Origin of the sequence: Brevundimonas sp. PWP3-1b1 (genome assembly GCF_049896065.1) — a bacterium.
Taxonomy (GTDB): domain Bacteria; phylum Pseudomonadota; class Alphaproteobacteria; order Caulobacterales; family Caulobacteraceae; genus Brevundimonas; species Brevundimonas intermedia_B.
This window is the reverse complement of the sequence record NZ_JAFCTO010000001.1, coordinates 1290572-1311877: the sequence shown is the minus strand read 5'-3', so window position 1 is coordinate 1311877 and position 21306 is coordinate 1290572. Positions and strand designations below refer to the sequence as shown.

The following is a 21306-nucleotide window of genomic DNA, read 5'->3' as shown; positions in this document are numbered from 1 at the left end:
CCTATAACCTGATTACGACTGCGGCAAGGCTTCGATCACCACGAAGGCGAGCGCATAGGGATGTTCGTCGCTCAGCGTCAGGTGGATTTTCGCCTCATGTCCGGTCGGCGTCAGCCGCGCCAGATGCTCGGCGGCATGCCCGGTCAAAGCCATGGTCGGCTGGCCCGAACGCAGGTTCACCACCCCCATGTCGCGCCAATAGACATCGGCCCGCATTCCCGTGCCCAGCGCCTTGGCGCAGGCCTCCTTGGCCGCGAAACGCTTGGCGTAGCTCCAGGCCGGATCAGGCTTGCGGTCGGACCGCGTGCGTTCGAGTTCGGTGAAGCAGCGGGTCTTGAAGCGATCTCCGAACCGATCCAGCGAGGCCTGGATACGGCGGATGTCCGACAGATCCGCGCCCACGCCGATGATCATTTCGCCGCATCCATCGCGGCCCGCATCCGGCGGATCGCGCCGTCCAGACCGATGAAGATCGAATCGCCGATCAGGAAATGGCCGATGTTCAGTTCGCGAATCTCGGGGATCGCCAGCATGCGCGGCGCCGTGTCGTAATCCAGCCCGTGACCCGCATGAACCTCCATTCCCAGGATGTCGGCCTGTGCGGCGGCGGCGGCCAGGCGTTCGAACTCGACCTCCCGCTCTCCGGGATCGGTCAGATGGCAATAGCGGCCTGTGTGGAACTCCACCACCTGAGCGCCTACGGCGGCCGCAGCCTCGACCTGCGCCTCGGCAGGTTCGATGAACAGAGAGACGCGGATGCCGGCATCCGTCAGCGCCTTTACCACCGGAGCGATGCGCGCCTCGTGACCCACGACCGCCAGACCGCCCTCGGTCGTGACCTCCTCGCGCCGCTCGGGCACCAGACAGGCTGCATGGGGCCGGTGGCGCATGGCGATTGCCAGCATTTCCTCAGTCACCGCCATCTCGAAGTTCAACGGCTTTCCCGCCCGCGCGCACAGGGCGCTCAGCACGTCGATGTCGGCGTCGGTTATGTGGCGGCGGTCTTCGCGCAGATGGGCGGTGATGCCGTCCGCGCCCGCCGCCAGGGCCGCCTCGGCCGCGCGGGCCGGATCGGGATGCGTCCCGCCGCGCGCATTGCGCACCGTGGCGACGTGATCGATGTTGACGCCCAGCCTGACCCGTTCGCGCATGGCTCTACTTCGACAATCTGCGGCTGCCAGGATCTTCCACCGGAAGCGCGGCCAGTTCCGGCGGGAGGGCGTCAGCCGCATAGGCCGGCACCTCCAGCGAGGCCAAGGCGATCAGCGGCACGCCCACGTCCACCTTGCCGCCCGAACGATCGACGATGCAGGCGGCAGCGACCACCTCGCCCCCGGCCGCCTGGATGGCGGCGATGCATTCACGCGACGACAGGCCGGTCGTGACGATGTCCTCGACCATGACGACCTTCTCGCCCGGCTCGACCGAGAAGCCGCGACGCAGTTTGAACTGGCCGCCTTCGCGCTCGACGTACATCGAACGGACCTTCAGGTGTTTGGCGGTCTCATAGCCTGGGATGATGCCGCCCACGGCCGGCGAGATGGCGACATCGACCGGGCCGACCGTGGCGACGATCTTGTCGGCCAAGGCCTTGCACAGCCGCTCGCAGCGCGCCCCGTCCATGAAGACCAGGTTCTTCTGCAGGAAGACCGGGCTGTGCAGGCCCGACGACAGAACGAAATGGCCTTCGCGCAGGGCGCCGGCGTCGCGAAACTCGTTGAGGACGTCTTGGGTGTTCATGAAGGGGTTCTAGACCCTGATCGCGCGCGGATGAACCCTCCGGCGACGCTTCATTCGATGTTTTCGTTCGGGCGCAGTCCGCGCGCCAGAAGTTCGGCCCAGACGCTCTCGGCGTCCTCGGCGAAACCGATCAGGTCCAGGTCCGACGGCGCGATCATCCCGTGTTCGACTAGGGCGTCGAAACCGATGACCGAGGTCCAGTAGGCCTTGTCCACCAGAACGACCGGCACAGGCGGCGCCTTCTTCGTCTGGCGCAGGGTCAGCATCTCAAACATCTCGTCGAAGGTGCCGAATCCGCCCGGGAAGACCACCAGCGCATTGGCCCGCATCGCTAGGTGCATCTTCCGCATCGCGAAATAGTGGAACAGGAAGGTCAGTTCCGGCGTCGAATAGGCGTTCGGCTCCTGCTCGTGCGGCAGGATGATATTGAACCCGACGGAGGGCGCACCGGCGTCCACGGCGCCGCGATTGGCCGCCTCCATGATGCCCGGTCCGCCGCCGGTGGCGATGACGTTGTCGCGCGGCTCGCCCACGGAACCCCGAAACGCCCCGCCCCGCTCGGACGCCAGCCGACCGAAGGCGCGCGCCTCCTCGTACCAGCGATGACCCTCGCGGATGCGGGCGCTGCCGAAGACGACGATGGTGGAGCGCACGCCCCAGGCCCTCAGCGCCTCCTCCGGCTTGGCGTATTCCATCAGGAAGCGGACGCCGCGCATGGAATCGCCCAGCAGGAAATCCTGATCCATCGCCGCCATGCGATAGGACGCCGACGCCATCTGGGCCGCGTTCGGCTTGACCGTCTCGCTCATTCGCCCCGCGCGCGCTCGACGGAATCGACCGACGGATTGGCCCGCAGCGCCGCCATGATCATGGTCGCGTGTTTGGCGTCCTCGACCTCGACGTCCACGTCCACGTCGAAGAAGTCCTGCTGGCGGTGCGCCATCGACAGGTTGATGATATTGCCGCCGGCCTCGCCGATCAGGGTCGTGACCTGGCCCAGCACGCCTGGCGCATTGCGGATCGTCGCACGGATGCGGGCGGCGGCGACAGCGTCCGTCTCGGCCTGGGGCGTCCATTGCAGGTCGTGCCAGACGGAATCGTCGTCCGCGAAGGCGGCCAGGGTCTGGCAATCGATGGTGTGCACCGTCAGGCCGGATTCAGGCTCCAGAATACCCACGATCCGGTCGCCCGGCACCGGGGTGCAGCACTGGCCGAAATGCACCGTCACGCCGGGCGTCAGCCCGCCGCCGCGCACGAACAGCCGCGCCTTGTCGCCCTCGATCCGCTGCTTCTCCGGCCCGGCCTTCAGCCGCCCCTTCAGTGCGGGGAACAGGATTTCGGCGGCGGTCGTCGGCGACAGCCGGCCCCGGCCCAGCCCCTCGAACAGATCCTCGTCGTTGGCGACCGCCAGCATCTCCAGCACCGGCTTCAGCGACACGTCGGTCAGGGATTTCTCCACGCGCCCCAGCGTCTGATCCAGCGCCACGCGGCCCAGCTTGATGAACTCTTCCCGCTCTGACGTGCGGATATGGCGACGGATGGCCGAGCGCGCACGGCCGGTGACCGTCAGGCTGCGCCAGTCGGCAGGCACTTCGCGCTTGGAGCCCCGAATGATCTCGATCACGTCGCCGTTCTGAAGCGGCGTCCGCATCGGCTTCAACTCGCCGTTGACCTTGACCCCGACCGCCGTGTCCCCGACCTCGGTGTGGACGGCATAGGCGAAGTCCAGAGGCATGCCGCCGCGCGGCAGCGTCACCAGCTGACCCTTAGGCGTGAACACGAACACCTGATCCAGGTACATTTCGAGCTTGGCGTGCTCGACCCAGTCCTCGCCGCCCTCGCCGTGCTCGATCACCTGCACCAGATGGCGCAGGTTCTGCAGGGGATCGCGGCCCCCGCCCTGCTCCATCGCCTCGCGGTCGAAGCCATAGGACTTGTTCTTGTAGCGCCAGTGGGCGGCGACGCCGTCCTCGGCGATCCGGTCCATCTCCTCGGTGCGGATCTGCATCTCGATGCGCAGGCCGCGGGGTCCGACAACGGTCGTGTGCAGCGAGCGATAGTTGTTCGACTTGGGCGTCGAGATGAAGTCCTTGAACCGCTCGGGCACCATCGGCCATTCGCGGTGGATGACGCCCAGCGCGCGATAGCAGTCGTCTTCGGCCTCGACGATGACGCGGAAACCATAGATGTCGGACAGGGACGAGAACCCGACCGACTTGCGCTGCAGCTTGCGCCAGATCGAATAGGGCGTCTTCTGGCGACCATAGACATTGGCCGTCAGGCCGGCCTCCGACAGCACGCGCTCGACCTCGCCTGCGACGCCTTCGATGGCGCGCCCGTGTTCCAGCTTCAGCGCCTCCAGCCGCCGCTCGATGGCGGTCTTGGCGGTCGGATTCAGGTGGGTGAAGGCCAGCTCTTCCAGCTCGGAGGCGATGGAGTGGATGCCGATCGACCTGCCGAGCGGCGCATAGACTTCGAGCGTCTCGCGGCTGATCCGCTCGCGCTTCTCGGGCTTCACATATTGAAGCGTGCGCATGTTGTGCAGGCGGTCGGCCAGCTTGACTAGCAGCACCCGCACGTCCCGGCTGATGGCCAGGATGAACTTGCGCAGGTTCTCGGCCTGGCGCGTGTGTTCGGCCTGAAGCTCCAGCCGGCTCAGCTTGGTCACGCCCTCGACCAGGACCGCGACCTCCTCGCCGAACATGCCGGCGATGTCGTCGCGGGTCGCCGAGGTGTCCTCGACCACGTCGTGCAGCAAGGCTGTGACGATGGTGGCGGTGTCGAGCTTGTAGTCGGTCAGAATGCCCGCGACCTGGATCGGGTGGGCGAAATAGGGATCGCCCGAGGCTCGCAGCTGCGAGCCGTGCATCTTCATTGCATAGACGTAGGCGCGGTTCAGAAGCGCTTCGTCGGCCGTCGGATCATAAGCCTTTACGGCCTCGATCAGCTCGAACTGGCGCAGGATCGGCGCACGCTTGCTCGGCCGTCCCGGATCGGCGGCGACAGATTTAGGGTCGTTTTTGTTTGCAGCTTGGGGCGCCGGCGGAACCGTTTCGGTCCGCGCCGGCAGGATAGTGACGCCAGGGGCTCCCTCGGGCGTCAGTACCGCTCCTCCTGACCGCCGTCGCGGTCGCTTTGCAGGGCGCGGATCAGTTCCGCCTCGGCCATGTTCATGTGCTGCGGCGCGGCCAGCAGGGCGACCGTCTCCGCGTCGTCTTCGGCTTCCGTACGCTCATCGACGCGTTGCAGCGTGGTGATGATGGTCTCAAGCAGCTCGTCCGGAACGACGGTGTCGTCGGCGATCTCACGCAGGGCGACGACCGGGTTCTTGTCGTTGTCGCGGTCGATCGTCAGGGCGGAGCCATTGGCGATGCTGCGGGCGCGGTGGCCGGCAATCAGCACCAGACCAAAGCGGTTCGGAACCTTCTCGATGCAGTCTTCGACGGTGACGCGGGCCATGAAAATTCCTCGAACGCGGGGGAGAACCGCGTCAAATACAGATGGGGACTGACTTTTGCAACGCCACAGGGGCGAAAGTGCGGCGTCAGTCGGTCCGACGCGCCAGAGGATAGGCGATGATCAGCACCAGATCGTCTGCGCCGACCTGCTGGATGCCGACATTGCCGCCGTCATACAGATAGGCCGTGTCACCGGCCCTCATCCGGGTGGTGACGCCGTCCGTGGTCACGTCCCCCTCCCCGCTGACGACATGATAGACCTCGTCGTGAGCGATGACGTGCAGGCCGATGGACGATCCCGGATGCATGACGCGCTTCCTGAACTCCATCGATCGGTTCGGCGCCACGCCCGAGATGCGATAGGCGGTGCTCATTCCCGTTCCGTTATGGGGCGGCGGCTGGCGGACCATCGTATCCGCCTCATGGATCACCAGCCCGACTCCCGCAGGCGGCGAGGCAGGTACAGGATGCGATTCCTGCACCACCCCGGCAGCGAGCAGGATGGCCATAGAAAGGACGAGCATGAATGTCTCCCGGTGTCAGGAGAGAGATCAGCTCACGAACCGCGTCCTACTTCAAGGGATGGGCGTCGCGACCGACCGACGCGGTCTCGACCAATTCGCTCGCCGTCCCACCCTGCGTCGGATGCAGCCAGCGCGGCGCGATCTCGACGATCGGCCCCATGACAAACCGTCGCTCGGCCGCACGGGGGTGAGGCAGGATCAACCCGTCCAGATCACCGCTCAGTCGGCCGTAGGCGATCAGATCCAGATCCAGCGTTCGCGGCGCATTGCGAACCGACCGCTCGCGACCGAACGCGTCCTCAATCCGTCCCAGGGCAGTCATCAGTTCGTGCGGATCATGGGCGGTGCGCACCATGACGACGCCGTTCAGGAAGGGAGGATCCTGCGGATCGGGCCAGGCCAGCGAAGACCACCACGACGACCGGGCCACGACATCGATCCCCTCGCTGCGAAATCGCGCGAGCGCCGCCTCCAGCGCTTCGCGGCACGATGCCCATGCCCCCTTGTCATTGCAGCCCAGCGCCACGATGACTGCATCATTCAGGTCGAACCCGTCGTCGATTCCGACATCGACGCCTGGCGCGGCCGCGGAGTCCGATTTTTCATCTCTTTCGACGGCATCGACCATGTTTCATCCCACCGACCGGCTGGCGATCTTCATCGACGGCTCGAACCTTTATTCCGCCGCGCGCGCCTTGCAGCACGACATGGACTTCCGACGGATGCTGGACTGGTTCCGCGAGAAATCCATCCTTACGCGCGCCTATTACTATACGGCCGTGGTCGAGGGCGAAGAATTCTCACCCGTGAAACCGCTGGTCGACTGGCTGGACTACAACGGCTTTTCGGTCGTGACCAAGCCGGTGAAGCGTTTTACCGACGGTCAGGGCCACAGCCGGATCAAGGGCAATATGGACATCGAGATTGCGGTGGACATGCTGGAGTTGGCTCCACACATCGACCACGCCGTGCTGTTTTCCGGGGACGGAGATTTTCGGCGGGCGGTTCAGGCGGTTCAGGCGCGTGGCGTGCGTGTCACCGTCGTCTCGACTCAGAAGACCCAGCCGCCGCACATCGCCGACGAACTGCGTCGCCAGGCCGACGCCTTCCTGGATTTGAACGACCTGATGGCCGAGTTCGGCCGTCCCAAGAGCGCCCAATAATGCTGACGCCCGAACCGCCCCGCGACTGTCCGCTTTGCCCGCGCCTGGTCGCCTATCGCCAGGAGAATGCGCGCCAGAACCCCGACTGGTGGAACGGTCCCGCCGCCTCGTTCGGGGATCCGAACGCGCGCCTGCTGATCGCGGGCCTCGCGCCCGGCCGCACCGGCGCCAACCGTACCGGCCGCCCCTTCACCGGCGATCATGCCGGCTGGCTGCTCTACGACACCCTCAAGAAGACGGGCTTCGCGCACGGTCACTATGATCCGAACGGCGACGACGACCTGACGCTGACGGACTGCATGATCACCAATGCGGTGCGCTGCGCCCCGCCCGGCAACAAGCCTCTGCCGGTCGAGGAAACCACTTGCCGGCCCTTCTTGATCGACCGGCTGGCCCTGCTGCCCAATCTGAAGGTGATCGTGACCCTGGGCGACGTGTCACGTCGCAACATTCTCAAGGCGTTCGGCCGTCCCGCCTCCGCCATGCCCGCAGGCCATGGCGCCCAGGGCGAGGCCGGCGGCTACGTCATCGTGAACAGCTATCATTGCTCGCGGTTGAACACGAACACCGGCCGACTGACGCCTCAGATGTTTGAGGACATCTTCGCGCGCGTCCGCATCCTGATCGACGCCTGAGCCTCAGCCCTTGTCCCGCATCAGCCGCGCCTTGTCCCGCTGCCAGTCGCGTTCGGCCGAGGCTTCGCGCTTGTCGTGCAGCTTCTTGCCCTTGGCCAGGGCGATCTCCAGCTTCGCCTTGCCTGCGTCGTTCAGATAAAGCTTGAGCGGAATGATGGTCTGTCCGTCGCGCTGCACCGCCCCGATCAGGCGGTCGATCTGCTTTCTGTGCAGCAGCAGTTTCCGCGGACGGCGCGGTTCGTGGTTGAAGCGATTGGCCTGTTTGTAGGGCGGGATGTCGGCGTTGATCAGGACGATCTCGCGCCCTTCCACCGCCGCATAGCTTTCGGCGATATTGGCCCGCCCGTCGCGCAACGCCTTGATCTCGGTGCCCAGCAACTGGATCCCGGCCTCGATATTCTCTTCCAGGAAATAGTCGAACCTTGCGCGGCGGTTCTCGGCGATGACCTTGGATTTGGACTGGGGTTGCGGCGCCATCAGCCGACGCCCGCATCCGCCATGGCGCGGTCGATCAGCGGCTTGACCACATCAGACGTCGGCGACAGCGGTAGACGCGCCTCTTCGTTGCACAGCCCCAAACGAGCCAGGGCGTATTTGGTCGGCGCCGGCGAGTTGTCGAGGAACAGCGCCTTGCACAGGCCGATCAGCCGGTCCTGCCAGTCGCGAGCGGTGGCGTAGTCGCCCGCCGTCATCGCATTGTGCAGGGCGACCATGGCTTCCGGCGCGACATTGGACGCCACCGAGATCAGCCCGACCCCGCCATGGGCGTGATAGCCCAGATAGCTGGGATCATCGCCCGAGATCAGGTCGAACTGGCCGCCGATATTGGTCCGCATCCAGCTGACCCGGCTCATGTCGCCGGTCGCGTCCTTGATGCCGACGATATTCGGATGGGCCGCCAGCCGCGCCACCGTCTCATTAGACAGGTCGGCCCCGGTGCGCCCCGGCACGTTATAAAGCAGGATCGGCAACTGAACCGCGTCGGCCACGGCCTCGAAATGCGCCGCCATGCCCGCCTGCGACGGGCGGATGTAATAGGGAGTTACGATCAGCGACCCATCCGCGCCCACCGTCTTGGCGTGGCGGGTCAGGTCGATGGCTTCCTTGGTGTAGGGCGAGCCCGTGCCGGCGATGACGCTGACGCGCCCGGCCGCCAGCCGCACGCACAGTTCGATCACATGCTTGTGCTCGTCCAGATCCATGCTGGCGCCCTCGCCCGTCGTGCCCATCGGCACGACGCCGTGGACCCCTGCGGCGATCTGGCGCTCCAGCAATCTGGCGAATGCGGCTTCGTCCACGTTTCCGTCACGAAGTGGTGTGATCAGGGCGGTGATCACGCCCTTGAACAAGGGGGCGGTCATGGGACTAAACTTGGCCTGCGTGGGGAGGGACGATGGACGGATGTTCATCGCCTTTGCAATGAGCGCGGGACGTTAGGTCGCCAGCGGCTTCGCCGCAACCGGATTGAATGAGAACAGGACAGATCATGATAGCGACCAGTCTGGCGGCGGCCCTCGCCGTCCTTGCGCCGAACCCGCAGGACGTCCTGCCGACCCAGCCTGTTCCCTATGCGTCGGCGTCGTCGTCCGTGCCCGGCTATTCCGCGACCTATCAGGGGCGCGTGCTGAACGATCAGGACACGGCGCTGTTTCGCCAGGGCCTCGCCGCCGCCCGCGCACGCGACGTCTTCGGCGCCCAGTCCGCCATGTCCCAGATCCGCGACGCCTCGGCGCGAAAACTGGTCGAATGGGCGCTGATCGACACCTCGGGCGAGCAACTGTCCTATGCGGACCTCGCGCGCGGTCAGAGCGATCTCGCCGGCTGGCCCCGCAACGAATCACGCCGCGCGGCCGCCGAAAAGGTTCTCGACCGTTCCGGCATGGGCGCCGATGCGGCCTTGGCCCTGATGTCCGACGGCAAGCCCACGACGGTGGAAGGCGCCATCGCCTATGCGTCGGCGCTCGAACAACGCGGTCGCCAGGACGAGGCCCGCGCCCTGGTCCGCGACTGGTGGCGCACCCGCTCGTTCGACGATACGCCCCAGTCGCGCATCCTCGGCCAGTGGGGATCCTGGCTGACGCCCGCCGATCACGAGGCGCGGCTGAACATGCTGTTGCTCGGCCCGCACGGCCCGGCGACGCGCAGCATGGTCAATCTGGTCTCGCCTGATCGCGCCGCCATCGCCAACACGGTCATGACCCTGCGCTCGGCATACAGCCCCGACGCCGTCATCGCCAATCTGACGCCTGCCCAGGCGGCCGATCCCGCCGTCGTTCTGGAACGCGTGCGCCTCCTGCGATCGCAGAACCGCCAGTCCGAGGGCTTCGCCCTGCTGGCCAATCTGCCCGGCGCCCCCGGTCACACGACCGGAGACAACACGCTGTGGAGCGAGCGTCGCAACTATTTCCTCGACGCCTTGCAGCAAGGCAACTGGCGCGCCGCCTATGACGCCATGAACGGTCACGGCTTCACCTCGGGCGACCGGATGGTGGATGCGGACTTCTTCGCCGGCTGGGTCGCCCTGACCAAGCTGAACCAGCCCGAGGTCGCCGCCCGCCACTTCGAGGCCCTGCGCACCGCCTCATCCACCCCGATCACGCAAGGCCGCGCCTATTACTGGCTGGGCCGGGCCGCAGAGGCGCGCGGCGAGCGCGACGCCGCCCTCGCCTATTACCGCAACGGCGCCCAGCACTGGCAGACCTTCTATGGTCAGTTGTCCGCCGAGAAGGCCGGCATGACCACGCTTCAGCTGCCGGGCGAACCCGTCCCGTCACAGGCCGACATCGCCCGCTTCGAGGGCAACGAGATTGTCCGCGCCACGCGCATCCTGGGCGAAACCGGCGAGACCAGCCTGCTGCGCGTCTTCGCCTATCAGCTCGACAACGACCTGCCGACGATCAACGACTTGGCCCTGCTGATGGACCTGTCGCGCGGCTATGGCGAAGGCTTCACCGCCATGATGGTCGGTCGCGCCGCCAGCCAGCGCGGCTTCGTCATGCCCGAGCGCATGTATCCCATCCGCGTCCCGCCCCAGGTCGGCGGCGCCGCTCCGCTGGAGTTCACCCAGGCCATCACCCGTCAGGAATCCAGCTTCGACCCACGCGCCCGTTCCGGCGCCGACGCGCGCGGCATGATGCAATTCCTGCCGTCCACCGCCTCGGGCGTCGCACGGCGTCTGGGCATGAGCTATTCGGCCGAGCAGTTGTGGGATCCCGACTACAACATGACGCTGGGCAGCTATCACCTGGGCGAGCTGATGGCGTCGAACAGCGGTTCCATGCTGTTGGCGACCGTCGGCTATAACGCCGGGCCGGCGCGGTCTGGCCAGTGGGTGTCGCGATGCGGCGATCCGCGCGGCGACGCCACCGCCGCCATCGACTTCATCGAATGCGCGCCCTTCACCGAGACGCGCAACTACATGATGCGGGTGATGGAAAACATGGCCGTCTACAAGGCGCGGCTGAACGGCGGAACGGCGCCGCTGACGCCGTCGGCCGACATTTCGCGCGGTTCGGCGGCTGGTCCTCGGCCCTACGCCTACTGAGCTCGGCGGGCCGCCAACAGCGGCCCGTTCGGCCCCTCGATCCAGCCGCCGTCCAGCCCGAATACTTCGCGCAGGACGGCGGGCGACAGGGCCTGGATCGGCGTGGCGTCGGCGACCACCCTGCCCTGATCCAGCACCACGACACGGTCCGCCATGGTCGCGGCCAGGGTCAGGTCGTGCAGGCTGACCAGCACCCCCGCCCCGTCGTCGGCGCGTGCTCTCAGCCGTTCCAGCACCAGCCGCTGCGCGTCCGGGTCGAGACCTGCAATCGGCTCGTCGGCCAGCAGCAGCGGCGCGTGGACTACCAGGGCCCGCGCCAGCAGAACACGCGCCCGCTCGCCTCCCGACATCTCCGCCACACCACGATCCGCCAGATGGCCGGCGCCGACCTCCTCCAAGGCCGCCTTGGCCCGCGCCAAGGATTCGGCGCCCGACAGGAAAGGCGCACCCAAGGCCGCCACCTCGACCGCCGGCAGGTTCCAGGCGATCCGCCGCTCCTGAGGCAGATAGGCCGCCTGTTCCGCCCGCTGGCGATGGGACAGGTCTGCGATGGGCTTCTCGCCCAGCCTGACCTGACCGCCGGTGGTCTCCAGCAGGCCGACGGCCGCACGAATGACGGTGCTCTTGCCGGCCCCGTTGGGCCCGCACAGGGCGACGACCTCGCCCTCCCCGACCGACAGGTCCACCCCCTCCAGAACCACGGTCTTGCCCAGCCGCGCCTGAACCTTCTCCAGCGACAACAGGCTCACAGCCGCCACTCCCGCGCCGCGCGCCAGGCGATCAATGCGAACAACGGCGCGCCGATCAGGGCCGTGAACACGCCCAGCTTCAGCTCCTGATCCGTCGGCGTCAGCCGCGCCAGCAGGTCCGCCACGATCAGCATCAGCCCGCCCGCCAGGGCCGACGGCGCCAAAATCCGCTTGGCATCCCCCCTAACCGTCGCCCGTACCAGATGCGGCGCGGCCAGCCCCACGAAGCCGATGACACCCGCCACCGCGACCGCCGCCCCGGTCGCCACCGCCGCCGCGATCAGGGCGAACAACCGAATTCGCCCCATGTTCAATCCTGACGTCGCCGCCCCCTCGTCGCCCAGGGTCAGCATCCGCAAGCCCGATCCCGACAGACCGGCGAACACCGCCGCGACGATCACTGCGGGCGTCACCCAGGCCACGTCGATCCAGCTTCGGTTCTGCACCGATCCCAAGAGCCACGACATCACCTCCGCCGAGGCGATCGGCGAGGGAGACAGGTTGAAGATCAATGCGGTCGCCGCGCCTGCAAAACTGGATAGCGCCACGCCGAACAGGATCAGCGCCTCGGGCGCCCGCATGGCCCTGGACGCCGCGATCAACAGTCCCCCAGCCAGGACCGCACCCGCCAAGGCCGACAACTCGACCAATCCCGGCACGGCCGCCGCACCCAGCACGATGGCCAGCGCCGCGCCCAGGGCCGCCGTCGCCGACACGCCCAGCACGCCGGGATCGGCCAGAGGATTGCGCAACATCCCCTGCATCACCGCGCCCGCCAGACCCAGCGCCGCGCCGACGACAAGGGCGCAGACCGCGCGCGGCGCCCGCACCTGCCAAAGCACTTCGGCCGGTCCCGACTTCGGATCGCCGAAGGCGGCGGCATACTGATCTCCGCTGAACGCCGTCTCACCCGCCAGGATCGCCAGCGCCAAGGCCGCCACGATCAGCAAGCCCAGGATCAGACACAGTCGCACCGTCCCGGTCACGGCCGGCCCTCAGCCATCATCGCCACCGCATCGGCCGCGAACCAGGCGGGACAGGTCAGGCTCGCCGCCGGCAACCGCGCCGCCGTCCGTCCCTCGGCCGCCCGGCGAACGACCGGATGCCGTCCAGGCCCGCGCAAGTCGGCCCTCAACTGATCGAAAAAGCCCAGGATGAACCGCGCCGGCGGGTTCAGGGCGATCTGCTCAACGCTGACGGCGCCGAAACCGGGGGCAGTGGTCAGGTTGCGAAATCCCGCCGCGCGCATCATGGCATTCATCAGCGTGCCCGGCCCGGACGTGAAGCCCCCCGAGGTCAGATAGACCGCCCCCGGCGCCTTCGTCGTTTGTCCAACCGGCCCCGCCCGCGCCAGCTTGGCGTCCATCCGCTGCTCCAGCCTGCGTCCGCGCTCGACCTGGCCCAGACCGCGCGCCGCCGTGCGGATGTTCTGGCGAACGCCCTCCAGATCGACGGCGTCATTGATCGTGATCACCTTGACCCCGCGCTGTTCCAACGCGGTCAACAGCCGAGGTTCGCCACCCCAGTAGCGGACCACCACATCCGGCCTGAAACCTACCGCAGCCTCCAGCGTCGGCCGTAACCGCCGATGTCCGGCCGCCTCGCGCCGCAACCAGGCGTCGGGATCGTCGGCGCGGGGCGACAGCGCTAATTCCGCATCCGGCGCAAGCGCCAGAACATATTGATCCGCACACTGATCAAACGCCATGACCCGCAAAGGCTTCGCCTGGGCCGCGCCTGCGCCAGCGATCAAGATCAGGGCCGCGAACGCCCCCACGCTTCGCTTCATGGCCGGGGCAGGCCCGCAAACAGGGCGTCCAACATCGTATCGACCAGCGTCTGACGATCCGCCCACGGAAAATACGGCTTGGTGATCATTAACGACACCACCCCATGCGCCGTCGCCCAGATGGCCTGGGCCAGGACGCTGGGATCGCCTTTCAGGTCGCCCGCCGTCACCGCATCGGCCACCGTCGCCTGCAGCGTCGTGAACAGACCGCCACCCAGTTCTCGCGCCATGTCCTGGGCGCCCTCGCGCGCCTCGACCGGCCGCGTCAGATAGATCAGTCGATAGGCGTTGGGATGGGCGAAGCCGAAATCGACATAGCCGTCGATCATCCGCCGCAACCGGCGTATCGGCGGCGCATCCTCGTCCGCCACAGCCGCATTGGCGGCGATCAGGCGCGAAAAGGCGTCGCGACAGATCTCCTGCAGGATCGCACCCTTGTCGGGGAAATGCATGTACAGCGCCGTGGACGACAGGCCGACCTCGTCCGCGATCTTGCGAATCGTCGCGCCCTCATAGCCATGCTCGACGAAGATTCGCTCGGCCGCCGTCAGGATTTCGCCGCGCCGCGAATGGCCTTCGCCCTTGGGCTTTCGGTTCGTGCGCGAAGAGTTCGAAACGTCAGACAAACGGCTGCTCCGGGTGAGGCGCCCTGAATAGCGACAATCCGTCCCAGACGCCAACCAGCTTGCCGAACACAGTTGTTTCAAATAGCGATTAGCGGTTGTGGAGGTGCGGGGGCGGCGACATGGAGGTCTGGACACATCCGGGGATCACGCCTCGCAGAAACGGCGCCGCACGGCGCATGCCCAGCGGTTTCCAGATCACGGCGATGATCTTGCTGGCTCTGGGCGCTGCCGCCGCTCTGGTCCGTTGGCCTCAGGCCGCTTTCCTGACGCTGCTCATTCTGTTCCAGGCCGCCTTCGTCGTCTCGGCGATCTGGAAGACCGTCATCGCCATCGCCAGCCTGCGCCGCCCCAGGCCCTGCGCCCGTCCTATCATATGGCCGCGCTACACCATACTGGCGGCGCTGCATGACGAGGCGGCGGTGACGCCGCAACTGATCGCCAACCTTGCCCGCATCGACTATCCGCCTGACCGGCTCGAAGCCTTCATCGTTCTCGAAACCCACGACCACGCCACCCTCGCCGCCGCCCAGGCCACGCCGCGCCCGTCGTGGATCAAGATTCTGGTCGTCCCGCCGGGTTCGCCCCTGACCAAGCCTCGCGCGCTGAACCACGCCCTGAGACAGGCCTCAGGCGATCTGGTCACCATCTACGACGCAGAAGACCGACCGCATCCGCAACAGCTGCGCCAGGCGGCGGCGCGTTTCGTCGCTCAGCCTCGGCTGGGGTGCCTCCAGGCGCCGCTGCGAATCCGCCCCTCGGGTCGCGCCGGGTCCGCCTTCCTGGATCGGCAGTTCGCCTTCGAATACGCGGCCCTGTTCGAGGTGACGCTGCGGGGCATGGCGCGGTTGGGCCTGCCCTTCCCGCTGGGCGGCACCAGCAATCATATCCGCATGACCGCCCTACGCGCCGCTGGCGGATGGGACGCCCACAATGTGACCGAGGACGCCGACCTCGGCTTTCGACTGTGGTCGCTGGGCTGGAAACTGGACGTCATCGACTGCCCGACCTGGGAAACCCCGCCCGGCGCCCTGGACCGTTGGCTGCCTCAGCGGACGCGCTGGCTGAAGGGCTATATGCAGACCTGGGGCGTCCACACTCGACGCCCGCGTGGCCTGGGACGACGGGGACTGCTGTCCCTGGTCATGACCCTGGGCGCCGGCATCCTGTCGGCCGCAGCCCATGCCCCGACCCTGGCCTGGCTGGCGTCGGCGCTGATGGTCGGGCTTCATGCCGGGATGGCGCCGGCGACGCCTGTAGGTTCGCTGGGCGTGCTGGCCCTGGGCGTCATCGCCGCCTGGATGGGCTGCGCCGTCGGCGCCAAGCGCGCCGGGCTGAATTATCGGCTCGGCGATATACTTGCCGCCCCCGCCTATTGGTCGCTGCTCAGCCTCGCCTTCGTCCATGCCGCCTGGCGCCTGATCGTCGAACCTCACGTCTGGGACAAGACCCCGCACGATGGCGACGCCCAGACGGCGGAATTGACCGTCGTGGCGCAGGAGTCTGGACGCGAGGCCGCCTGAGCGCCTATCAGCCCGACGATGGCGCCCGTCCTTTCAAAAACTCCCGAAACGCTCGTGACCTCCGGCTGGTCCGACTACGCCCTGCTGGACTCCGGCGATGGCAAGAAGCTGGAACGCTACGGCCGCTACACAGTCGTCCGGCCCGAGCCGCAATGTTTCTGGTCGCCACGCGATCCGGCGGCCTTCGAAAACGCCACCGCCACCTTCGACCCCCAGCAGGAAGAGGAAGATTCCGGCCGCTGGAAGTTCGACCAGCACGGCCCCATCGACTCCTTCCCCCTGAAATGGCGCGACGTGAAATTCACAGGCCGCTTCACCCCCTTCCGCCACCTGGCCTTCTTCCCCGAACAGGCCGCCAACTGGGAATGGCTGGACAATCGGTTGCGCGACTTCTCGCGCACAGCCGGCCGGGCGCCGAAAATCCTGAACCTGTTCGGCTACACCGGCGTCGCCAGCCTGGCCGCCGCCGCCGCCGGCGCTGAGGTCACCCATGTCGACGCCTCCAAGAAGTCGGTCGCCTACGCCCGCGAGAACGCCGAACAGTCCGGCTTGAGCCAGCACCCGATCCGCTGGATCGTCGAGGACGCCCGCAAGTACGTCGCCCGCGAGGTCCGTCGCGGCTCCAAGTACGACGGGATCATTCTGGATCCGCCCAAATACGGGCGCGGCCCGACCGGCGAGGTCTGGCGCCTGTTCGAGGACATGCCGGCCCTGCTGAAGGACTGCGCCGCCCTTCTGGCCGACGACGCCGACTTCCTGCTGCTGAACGCCTATGCCGCACGCGTCTCGGGCCTGTCGCTGGCGCACCTGATGGTCGAGGCGACGCACAATCGCGGCGGCCGCATCGACTGGGGCGAACTGGCCCTGTCCGAAGACGGCCCGAACGCCCGCGCCATCGGCCTGTCCTTCTTCGCGCGGTGGAGCCGATGAGCGCCCGAGACGAATATCGCGTCATCACCTCCCTGACGAACGACACGATCAAGAGCGTCCGCGCCCTGCACATGCGCAAGGAGCGCGACCTGACCGGCGCCTTCCTGGCCGAGGGTCTGAAGTTCATCGGCGAGGCCCTGGACCTGGGTCGCGCGCCACGCATGCTGCTGGTCGGCGAGGAAGCCCGCCCTCATCCGCTTCTGGACCGCGCGAAGGCCGCGACACGTCAGGCCGGCGGCGACATCATCATCGTCACCCACGCCATCCTCGAAAAGATCAGCCGCCGCGACAATCCGCAGACCGTGCTGGGCGTGTTCGACCAGGCCTATGCGCCTCTCGACAGCCTGGACCCGGCCTCCGCCCCCTGCTGGGTGGCGCTGGAACAGGTGCGCGATCCCGGCAACCTGGGCACCATCATCCGCACCGCAGACGCGGCCGGATGCGGCGGCGTCATCCTGATCGGAGACTGCGTCGATCCCTATTCGGTCGAGGCCGTGCGCGCGACCATGGGCTCGGTCTTCGCCGTCTCGATCACCAAGACGGCCCCCGAGGCCTTCCTGGCCTGGCGCAAGACCTGGCCCGGCAGCGTCGTCGGCACCCGCCTGGACGCCACCGTCAGCCATCGGTCGGCGGTGATGCAGAAACCGTCTCTGATCCTGATGGGCAATGAACAGGCCGGCCTGACCGACGACCTGGCCGCCGCCTGCGACGTCAACGTCAAGATCCCGATGCGCGGCCGGGCCGACAGCCTGAACCTGGCCATCGCCACCGGCATCATGGTCTACGCCGCGACCGACGAGGCCTAACGCTTCTCTTCGGGCGCCACACGCCCCATGCCCCACAGGGCGACAATGGTGATCAGGGCCGAAATCGCCAGATAACCGCCCACGGCCCCCGGCCCGAATCGCTCCGCCAGCTTCAACGCGATATAGGGCGCCAGCGACGCACCCAGGATGCCCGCCAGGTTGAACGCCATTGATGCGCCAGTGTAGCGCACCGCCGTCGGGAACGGCCGCGCCATGGCCGCGCCGATGGGGCCATAGGTGCAGCCCATCAGGGCGAACCCCAGCGCAAAGAAGATCAGCAGCCCGGTCAGACCGCCCCCGAACAGCGGCGCGAACAGGAAGCCGAACAGGCCGATCCCCACCGACGACCAGATCAGCACCTTCACCTGCCCGTATCGGTCCGCCAGCAACGCCGTCACCGGAATGCAGGCGGCGAAGAACAGCACGCCGATCAACTGGATCGGCAAGACATCCGCCCGCGCCAGGCCCATCCCCGTCGTCGCCCACCCCAGGGCGAACACCGTCATCAGATAGAACAGGGTGAAGGTCGTCACCCCGCTGAACGTGCCCAGCACCAGCGCCGCCTTGTGATGGGCGAACAGGGTCACGGCCGGCGCCTTGACCCGCTCGTCGCGATCAACGGCCTTCTGGAACTCGGGCGTTTCGCTGATTTTCAGCCGCACCCACAGGCCAACGAACACCAATATGGCGCTGGCCAGGAAGGGGATGCGCCATCCCCAGCCTTCGAACGCGCTCTCGCTCATGGTCGAGGTCAGGATGATGAAGGACGCCGTGGACAGGATGAAGCCGATGGGCGCGCCCAACTGCGGGAACATGCCGAACCAGGCCTTCTTTCCCGGTGGCGCATTCTCGGTCGCCAGCAGCACCGCCCCGCCCCATTCGCCGCCCAGACCCAATCCCTGACCAAAACGGCAAAGAGCCAGCAGCATGGGCGCCAGCATGCCGACCTGCTGGTGCGTCGGCAACAGGCCGATGGCCACGGTCGACAGCCCCATGGTCATCAAGGCCGCCACCAGCGTCGCCTTGCGCCCCACCCGGTCACCGAAATGCCCGAAGGCCAGGGCGCCGATGGGGCGCGCGAAGAAGGCGATGGAGAAGGTGGCGAACGACGACAGCAGCGCCGTGCCCGGATCTTCGCCGGGGAAGAACAGCGCCGGAAACACCAGCACGGCGGCGGTGGCGTAGATGTAGAAGTCGAAGAACTCGATCGTCGTGCCGATCAGGCTGGCGAACAGCACGCGACCGGTGGAGTTCTTCGGCAGGACGGCGTCGGACATCATGGGCTCCAAGTTGCCCTCTGCGATGCCCGTTTCCCTGCCGGGGCGTCAAGGCGCTCAGGTCCCGCGCGGCTTCACCCGGTTCGTCGGTTGCGCCTCGGCCGGGTTCTCGGGCCAGGGGTGACGCGGATACCGTCCCCGCATCTCGGCCCGCACCGCCGCCCAGGAACCGGCCCAGAAGCGCGGCAGGTCCTTGGTCACCTGCACCGGCCGTCGCGCGGGCGATAGCAAGGCTAATGTCAACGGCACGCCACCGACGGTCGGATGCGTCGTCACGCCGAACAGCTCTTGCACGCGAATGTCTACCCTCGGCCCACCCTCGGCGCCGTAATCGATAGCCGCCGACCCCAGCGGCGTCACCAAACGCGTGGGCGCGAGGTCGTCCAGCCGCCGCTGCAGATCCCAGGGGATCAACCCGCGCAGGGCCTCGGCCAGACGGCCGTCAGCTATCCCCTCCAGCGACTTCGCCCCGTCCAGCAAGGGCCACAGCCAGTCCTCGCGCGCGCCCAGCAGGGCGTCGTCCGATACGTCGGGCCAGGTCGGGTCGCGGTCGTGCAAGAAGGCCAGCCGTGCGCGCAGTCCCGACGCCTGCTCGCCCCATTTCAGCGCGCCAAGCCCGTCAGCCTCGACCTCGGCCATCAGGGCGGCGGCCAGGGTCTTCGCATCCGGCGCGCCGACGATCTTTTCGTCCAGCACGATGGCCCCGATCCGTCGCGACCGGCGGATCACCGAACGCCCCGACGGTTCACGCACCAGCCGGTCCTCGACCGAGATCAGACGAGCGAGATCGGTCTCGATCCGGTCCGCATCCAGCACCGCCGCCAGCCTCACACGATCGCGCGCATCGCCCCCGCCCAGTTCCGCCACCGCCAGCCAAGGTTCGCGCGCCAGATGATCGGTCACCTCCAGCACCGCGCCTCGCCCGCTGGCCAGCAACAGCTCGCCGGCCTTGCCCCGCGCCTTGGCGATCCGTTCTGGAAAGGCTTCCGCCAGCATAAGGCCCGCATCGATCAAGCGACCCGCCCCGCCGCCCGCCGCGCGCGCCCAGCGATCCGCCAGCTTCATCGCGTCGCGCGCCCTGGGCGACCGATCCCGCTCCAGCCCGATCAGCCGATCCGCCAGATCGACGCCCGATCCGCCCAGCCCCGGCTCGCTCAGCACCGCTGCGATCCGGGCGCCCGTCATGGCATCGCCCCCGTCCGACGCCACGGCGACCATATGGGCCAGCCTCGGCGACAGCGGGATCCGTGTCAGCCGCAGGCCGTGCTTAGACAGTCCCCCGTTCGCATCCAGCGCCCCCAGCCGCGTCAGCACCTTACGCGCCTCGGCCATGGCCCCGGCCGGCGGCGGGTCCAGCAGGGCCAGCCCCTCGACCGACCGCGCGCCCCATCGCGCCAGGTCCAGCGCGAGGCCCGTCAGGTCCGCTTCCTGGATTTCCGGCCGCTGATGCGGGACCAGACCGCGCGTCTGTTCCTCGTCCCACAGGCGATAGCAGACGCCCGGCTCGGTGCGCCCGGCCCGGCCGCGTCGTTGCTCGGCCGAGGACCGACTGACCTTGACCGTCGCCAGACGGGTCAGGCCGCTGGACGGCTCGAAACGCGGAACCCGCGACAGGCCGCCGTCGATCACCACACGGACGCCCTCGATGGTCAGGCTGGTCTCCGCAACCGACGTCGCCAGCACCAGCTTGCGCCGCCCCGGCGCCGCCGGTTCGATGGCCCGGTCCTGCTCGCCGCGGTCCAGTCCGCCATACAGAGGCACGACATCGACGTTCGGCAGTCGCAGCCGGTCGTTCACAATCCGCGCGACCCGGTGGATCTCGCCCTGCCCCGGCAGAAAGACCAGCAGCGACCCCGTCTCTTCGCCCAGCGCCGTCAGACAGGCCCGCGCCACGGCCTCCTCGAACCGTTCGGAAGGACTGCGGCCCAGATACCGGGTCTCGACTGGCCAGGCCCGCCCCTCGGCCTCGATCACCGGCGCACCGTCCAGCAGTCGCGACACCCCCACGACGTCGAGCGTCGCCGACATGACGAGCAGCCGCAGGTCCTCGCGCAGCAGGCCTTGCGTCTCGCGCGCCAGGGCCAGCCCCAGATCCGCGTCCAGGCTGCGTTCGTGAAACTCGTCGAACAGAACCGCGCCCACGCCCTCCAGACCCGGATCGTCCAGAATCATCCGCGTGAAGACGCCCTCGGTGATCACCTCGATCCGCGTCTTCGGCCCGATGCGGCTCTGCAACCGGGTGCGATAGCCCACGGTCCCGCCGGCCTGTTCGCCCAGCGTCCTGGCCATCCGGTCGGCTGCCGCCCGTGCGGCCAGGCGTCGCGGCTCCAGCACCAAAACCTTGCCCTCCAGCCACGGCTGGTCGAGCAGGGCCAGGGGCACGACCGTCGTCTTTCCGGCCCCCGGAGGCGCGGCCAGCACCGCCGTATTGCCTTGCGACAGGGCGGCTTTCAGCGGTTCCAGAACGGCGTGGATGGGCAGCATGTCCCGCCTCTAGCCCGATGCGCCCTGATCACGAAAGCGTCGTCACGCCTTAACCCCCTCG

The 21306-nt window shown here is 67.7% G+C and carries 22 protein-coding genes; 6 read left to right on the top strand and 16 right to left on the bottom strand.

Going from position 1 to position 21306, the window contains the following annotated elements; all coding sequences use genetic code 11:
• Positions 1-12 precede the first annotated feature (12 nt).
• The 8 genes from acpS to folK all read right to left on the bottom strand — a co-directional run bounded on the left by acpS (position 13) and on the right by folK (position 6350).
• Positions 13-414: a holo-ACP synthase gene (gene acpS, locus ACP69V_RS06395; RefSeq protein ID WP_426023136.1), complete on the bottom strand. Its 402-nt coding sequence runs from the start codon at positions 412-414 to the stop codon at positions 13-15.
• On the bottom strand, positions 411-1151 hold the full coding sequence (locus ACP69V_RS06390) for a pyridoxine 5'-phosphate synthase (protein ID WP_426023135.1): 741 nt from the start codon (positions 1149-1151) through the stop codon (positions 411-413). The genes acpS and ACP69V_RS06390 overlap by 4 nt, the downstream gene beginning before the upstream one ends.
• A 4-nt stretch (positions 1152-1155) precedes the next feature.
• A complete protein-coding gene (pyrE, locus tag ACP69V_RS06385; protein ID WP_346495372.1) occupies positions 1156-1740 on the bottom strand; it encodes an orotate phosphoribosyltransferase in 585 nt (194 codons plus the stop codon).
• A 50-nt stretch (positions 1741-1790) separates the two neighbouring features.
• Positions 1791-2549, bottom strand: a complete 759-nt coding sequence (locus ACP69V_RS06380; RefSeq protein ID WP_426023134.1) for a TIGR00730 family Rossman fold protein — start codon at positions 2547-2549, stop codon at positions 1791-1793.
• Positions 2546-4615: a RelA/SpoT family protein gene (locus ACP69V_RS06375; protein ID WP_426016854.1), complete on the bottom strand. Its 2070-nt coding sequence runs from the start codon at positions 4613-4615 to the stop codon at positions 2546-2548. The genes ACP69V_RS06380 and ACP69V_RS06375 overlap by 4 nt, the downstream gene beginning before the upstream one ends.
• A 224-nt stretch (positions 4616-4839) precedes the next feature.
• Complete coding sequence (gene rpoZ / locus ACP69V_RS06370; protein WP_426023133.1) at positions 4840-5199, bottom strand: DNA-directed RNA polymerase subunit omega; 360 nt, start codon at positions 5197-5199, stop codon at positions 4840-4842.
• 85 nt (positions 5200-5284) lie between these two features.
• Positions 5285-5722: a cupin domain-containing protein gene (locus ACP69V_RS06365; RefSeq protein ID WP_426023132.1), complete on the bottom strand. Its 438-nt coding sequence runs from the start codon at positions 5720-5722 to the stop codon at positions 5285-5287.
• 46 nt (positions 5723-5768) lie between these two features.
• A complete protein-coding gene (gene folK, locus ACP69V_RS06360) occupies positions 5769-6350 on the bottom strand; it encodes a 2-amino-4-hydroxy-6-hydroxymethyldihydropteridine diphosphokinase (RefSeq protein WP_426023131.1) in 582 nt (193 codons plus the stop codon).
• Here folK and ACP69V_RS06355 point away from each other — a divergent pair.
• Positions 6349-6885: an NYN domain-containing protein gene (locus ACP69V_RS06355; protein WP_426023130.1), complete on the top strand. Its 537-nt coding sequence runs from the start codon at positions 6349-6351 to the stop codon at positions 6883-6885. The two genes, folK and ACP69V_RS06355, sit on opposite strands and share 2 nt — an antisense overlap.
• Positions 6885-7520: a uracil-DNA glycosylase gene (locus tag ACP69V_RS06350; protein WP_426023129.1), complete on the top strand. Its 636-nt coding sequence runs from the start codon at positions 6885-6887 to the stop codon at positions 7518-7520. Before ACP69V_RS06355 ends, ACP69V_RS06350 begins: the two co-directional genes overlap by 1 nt.
• Positions 7521-7523: 3 nt before the next feature.
• Here the strand turns inward: ACP69V_RS06350 and smpB are convergent, their stop codons facing one another.
• Positions 7524-7997, bottom strand: coding sequence for an SsrA-binding protein SmpB (gene smpB, locus ACP69V_RS06345; protein ID WP_159851251.1), 474 nt, complete (start codon positions 7995-7997; stop codon positions 7524-7526).
• Positions 7997-8881: a 4-hydroxy-tetrahydrodipicolinate synthase gene (dapA, locus tag ACP69V_RS06340; RefSeq protein ID WP_426023128.1), complete on the bottom strand. Its 885-nt coding sequence runs from the start codon at positions 8879-8881 to the stop codon at positions 7997-7999. The genes smpB and dapA overlap by 1 nt, the downstream gene beginning before the upstream one ends.
• Positions 8882-9006: 125 nt before the next feature.
• On the opposite strand from dapA, the gene ACP69V_RS06335 reads away from it, so the two are divergent.
• A complete protein-coding gene (locus tag ACP69V_RS06335) occupies positions 9007-11064 on the top strand; it encodes a transglycosylase SLT domain-containing protein (protein WP_426023127.1) in 2058 nt (685 codons plus the stop codon).
• Here ACP69V_RS06335 and ACP69V_RS06330 read toward each other — a convergent pair.
• Genes ACP69V_RS06330 through ACP69V_RS06315 form a run of 4 tightly spaced genes read right to left on the bottom strand, consistent with a single transcriptional unit; the run spans position 11058 to position 14228 of the window.
• Positions 11058-11813 carry an ABC transporter ATP-binding protein gene (locus ACP69V_RS06330; RefSeq protein ID WP_426023126.1) on the bottom strand — a complete coding sequence of 252 codons (756 nt, stop codon included), beginning with the start codon at positions 11811-11813 and terminating at the stop codon, positions 11058-11060. The genes ACP69V_RS06335 and ACP69V_RS06330 overlap by 7 nt on opposite strands.
• Complete coding sequence (locus tag ACP69V_RS06325; protein WP_426023125.1) at positions 11810-12799, bottom strand: FecCD family ABC transporter permease; 990 nt, start codon at positions 12797-12799, stop codon at positions 11810-11812. The genes ACP69V_RS06330 and ACP69V_RS06325 overlap by 4 nt, the downstream gene beginning before the upstream one ends.
• Positions 12796-13590 (bottom strand): ABC transporter substrate-binding protein, encoded by a 795-nt coding sequence (locus ACP69V_RS06320; protein ID WP_426023124.1) that lies wholly within the window; start codon positions 13588-13590, stop codon positions 12796-12798. The genes ACP69V_RS06325 and ACP69V_RS06320 overlap by 4 nt, the downstream gene beginning before the upstream one ends.
• An 8-nt stretch (positions 13591-13598) precedes the next feature.
• Positions 13599-14228, bottom strand: coding sequence for a TetR/AcrR family transcriptional regulator (locus ACP69V_RS06315; protein WP_426023123.1), 630 nt, complete (start codon positions 14226-14228; stop codon positions 13599-13601).
• 119 nt (positions 14229-14347) lie between these two features.
• On the opposite strand from ACP69V_RS06315, the gene ACP69V_RS06310 reads away from it, so the two are divergent.
• The 3 genes from ACP69V_RS06310 to ACP69V_RS06300 are packed head-to-tail and all read left to right on the top strand — an operon-like array spanning position 14348 to position 17484.
• The gene (locus tag ACP69V_RS06310; protein WP_426023122.1) at positions 14348-15748 is read left to right on the top strand and encodes a glycosyltransferase family 2 protein; all 1401 of its coding nucleotides are present in this window, start codon (positions 14348-14350) and stop codon (positions 15746-15748) included.
• An 18-nt stretch (positions 15749-15766) separates the two neighbouring features.
• Positions 15767-16678: a class I SAM-dependent methyltransferase gene (locus ACP69V_RS06305; RefSeq protein WP_426023121.1), complete on the top strand. Its 912-nt coding sequence runs from the start codon at positions 15767-15769 to the stop codon at positions 16676-16678.
• Entirely contained in the window at positions 16675-17484 is an 810-nt protein-coding gene (locus ACP69V_RS06300) for a TrmH family RNA methyltransferase (protein ID WP_426023120.1), read from the top strand. The genes ACP69V_RS06305 and ACP69V_RS06300 overlap by 4 nt, the downstream gene beginning before the upstream one ends.
• Here ACP69V_RS06300 and ACP69V_RS06295 read toward each other — a convergent pair.
• Both ACP69V_RS06295 and hrpB read right to left on the bottom strand, forming a co-directional pair.
• Complete coding sequence (locus tag ACP69V_RS06295) at positions 17481-18761, bottom strand: MFS transporter (protein WP_426023119.1); 1281 nt, start codon at positions 18759-18761, stop codon at positions 17481-17483. The two genes, ACP69V_RS06300 and ACP69V_RS06295, sit on opposite strands and share 4 nt — an antisense overlap.
• A 57-nt stretch (positions 18762-18818) precedes the next feature.
• Positions 18819-21245, bottom strand: a complete 2427-nt coding sequence (gene hrpB, locus ACP69V_RS06290; RefSeq protein ID WP_426023118.1) for an ATP-dependent helicase HrpB — start codon at positions 21243-21245, stop codon at positions 18819-18821.
• Between the last annotated feature and the right edge of the window lie 61 nt (positions 21246-21306).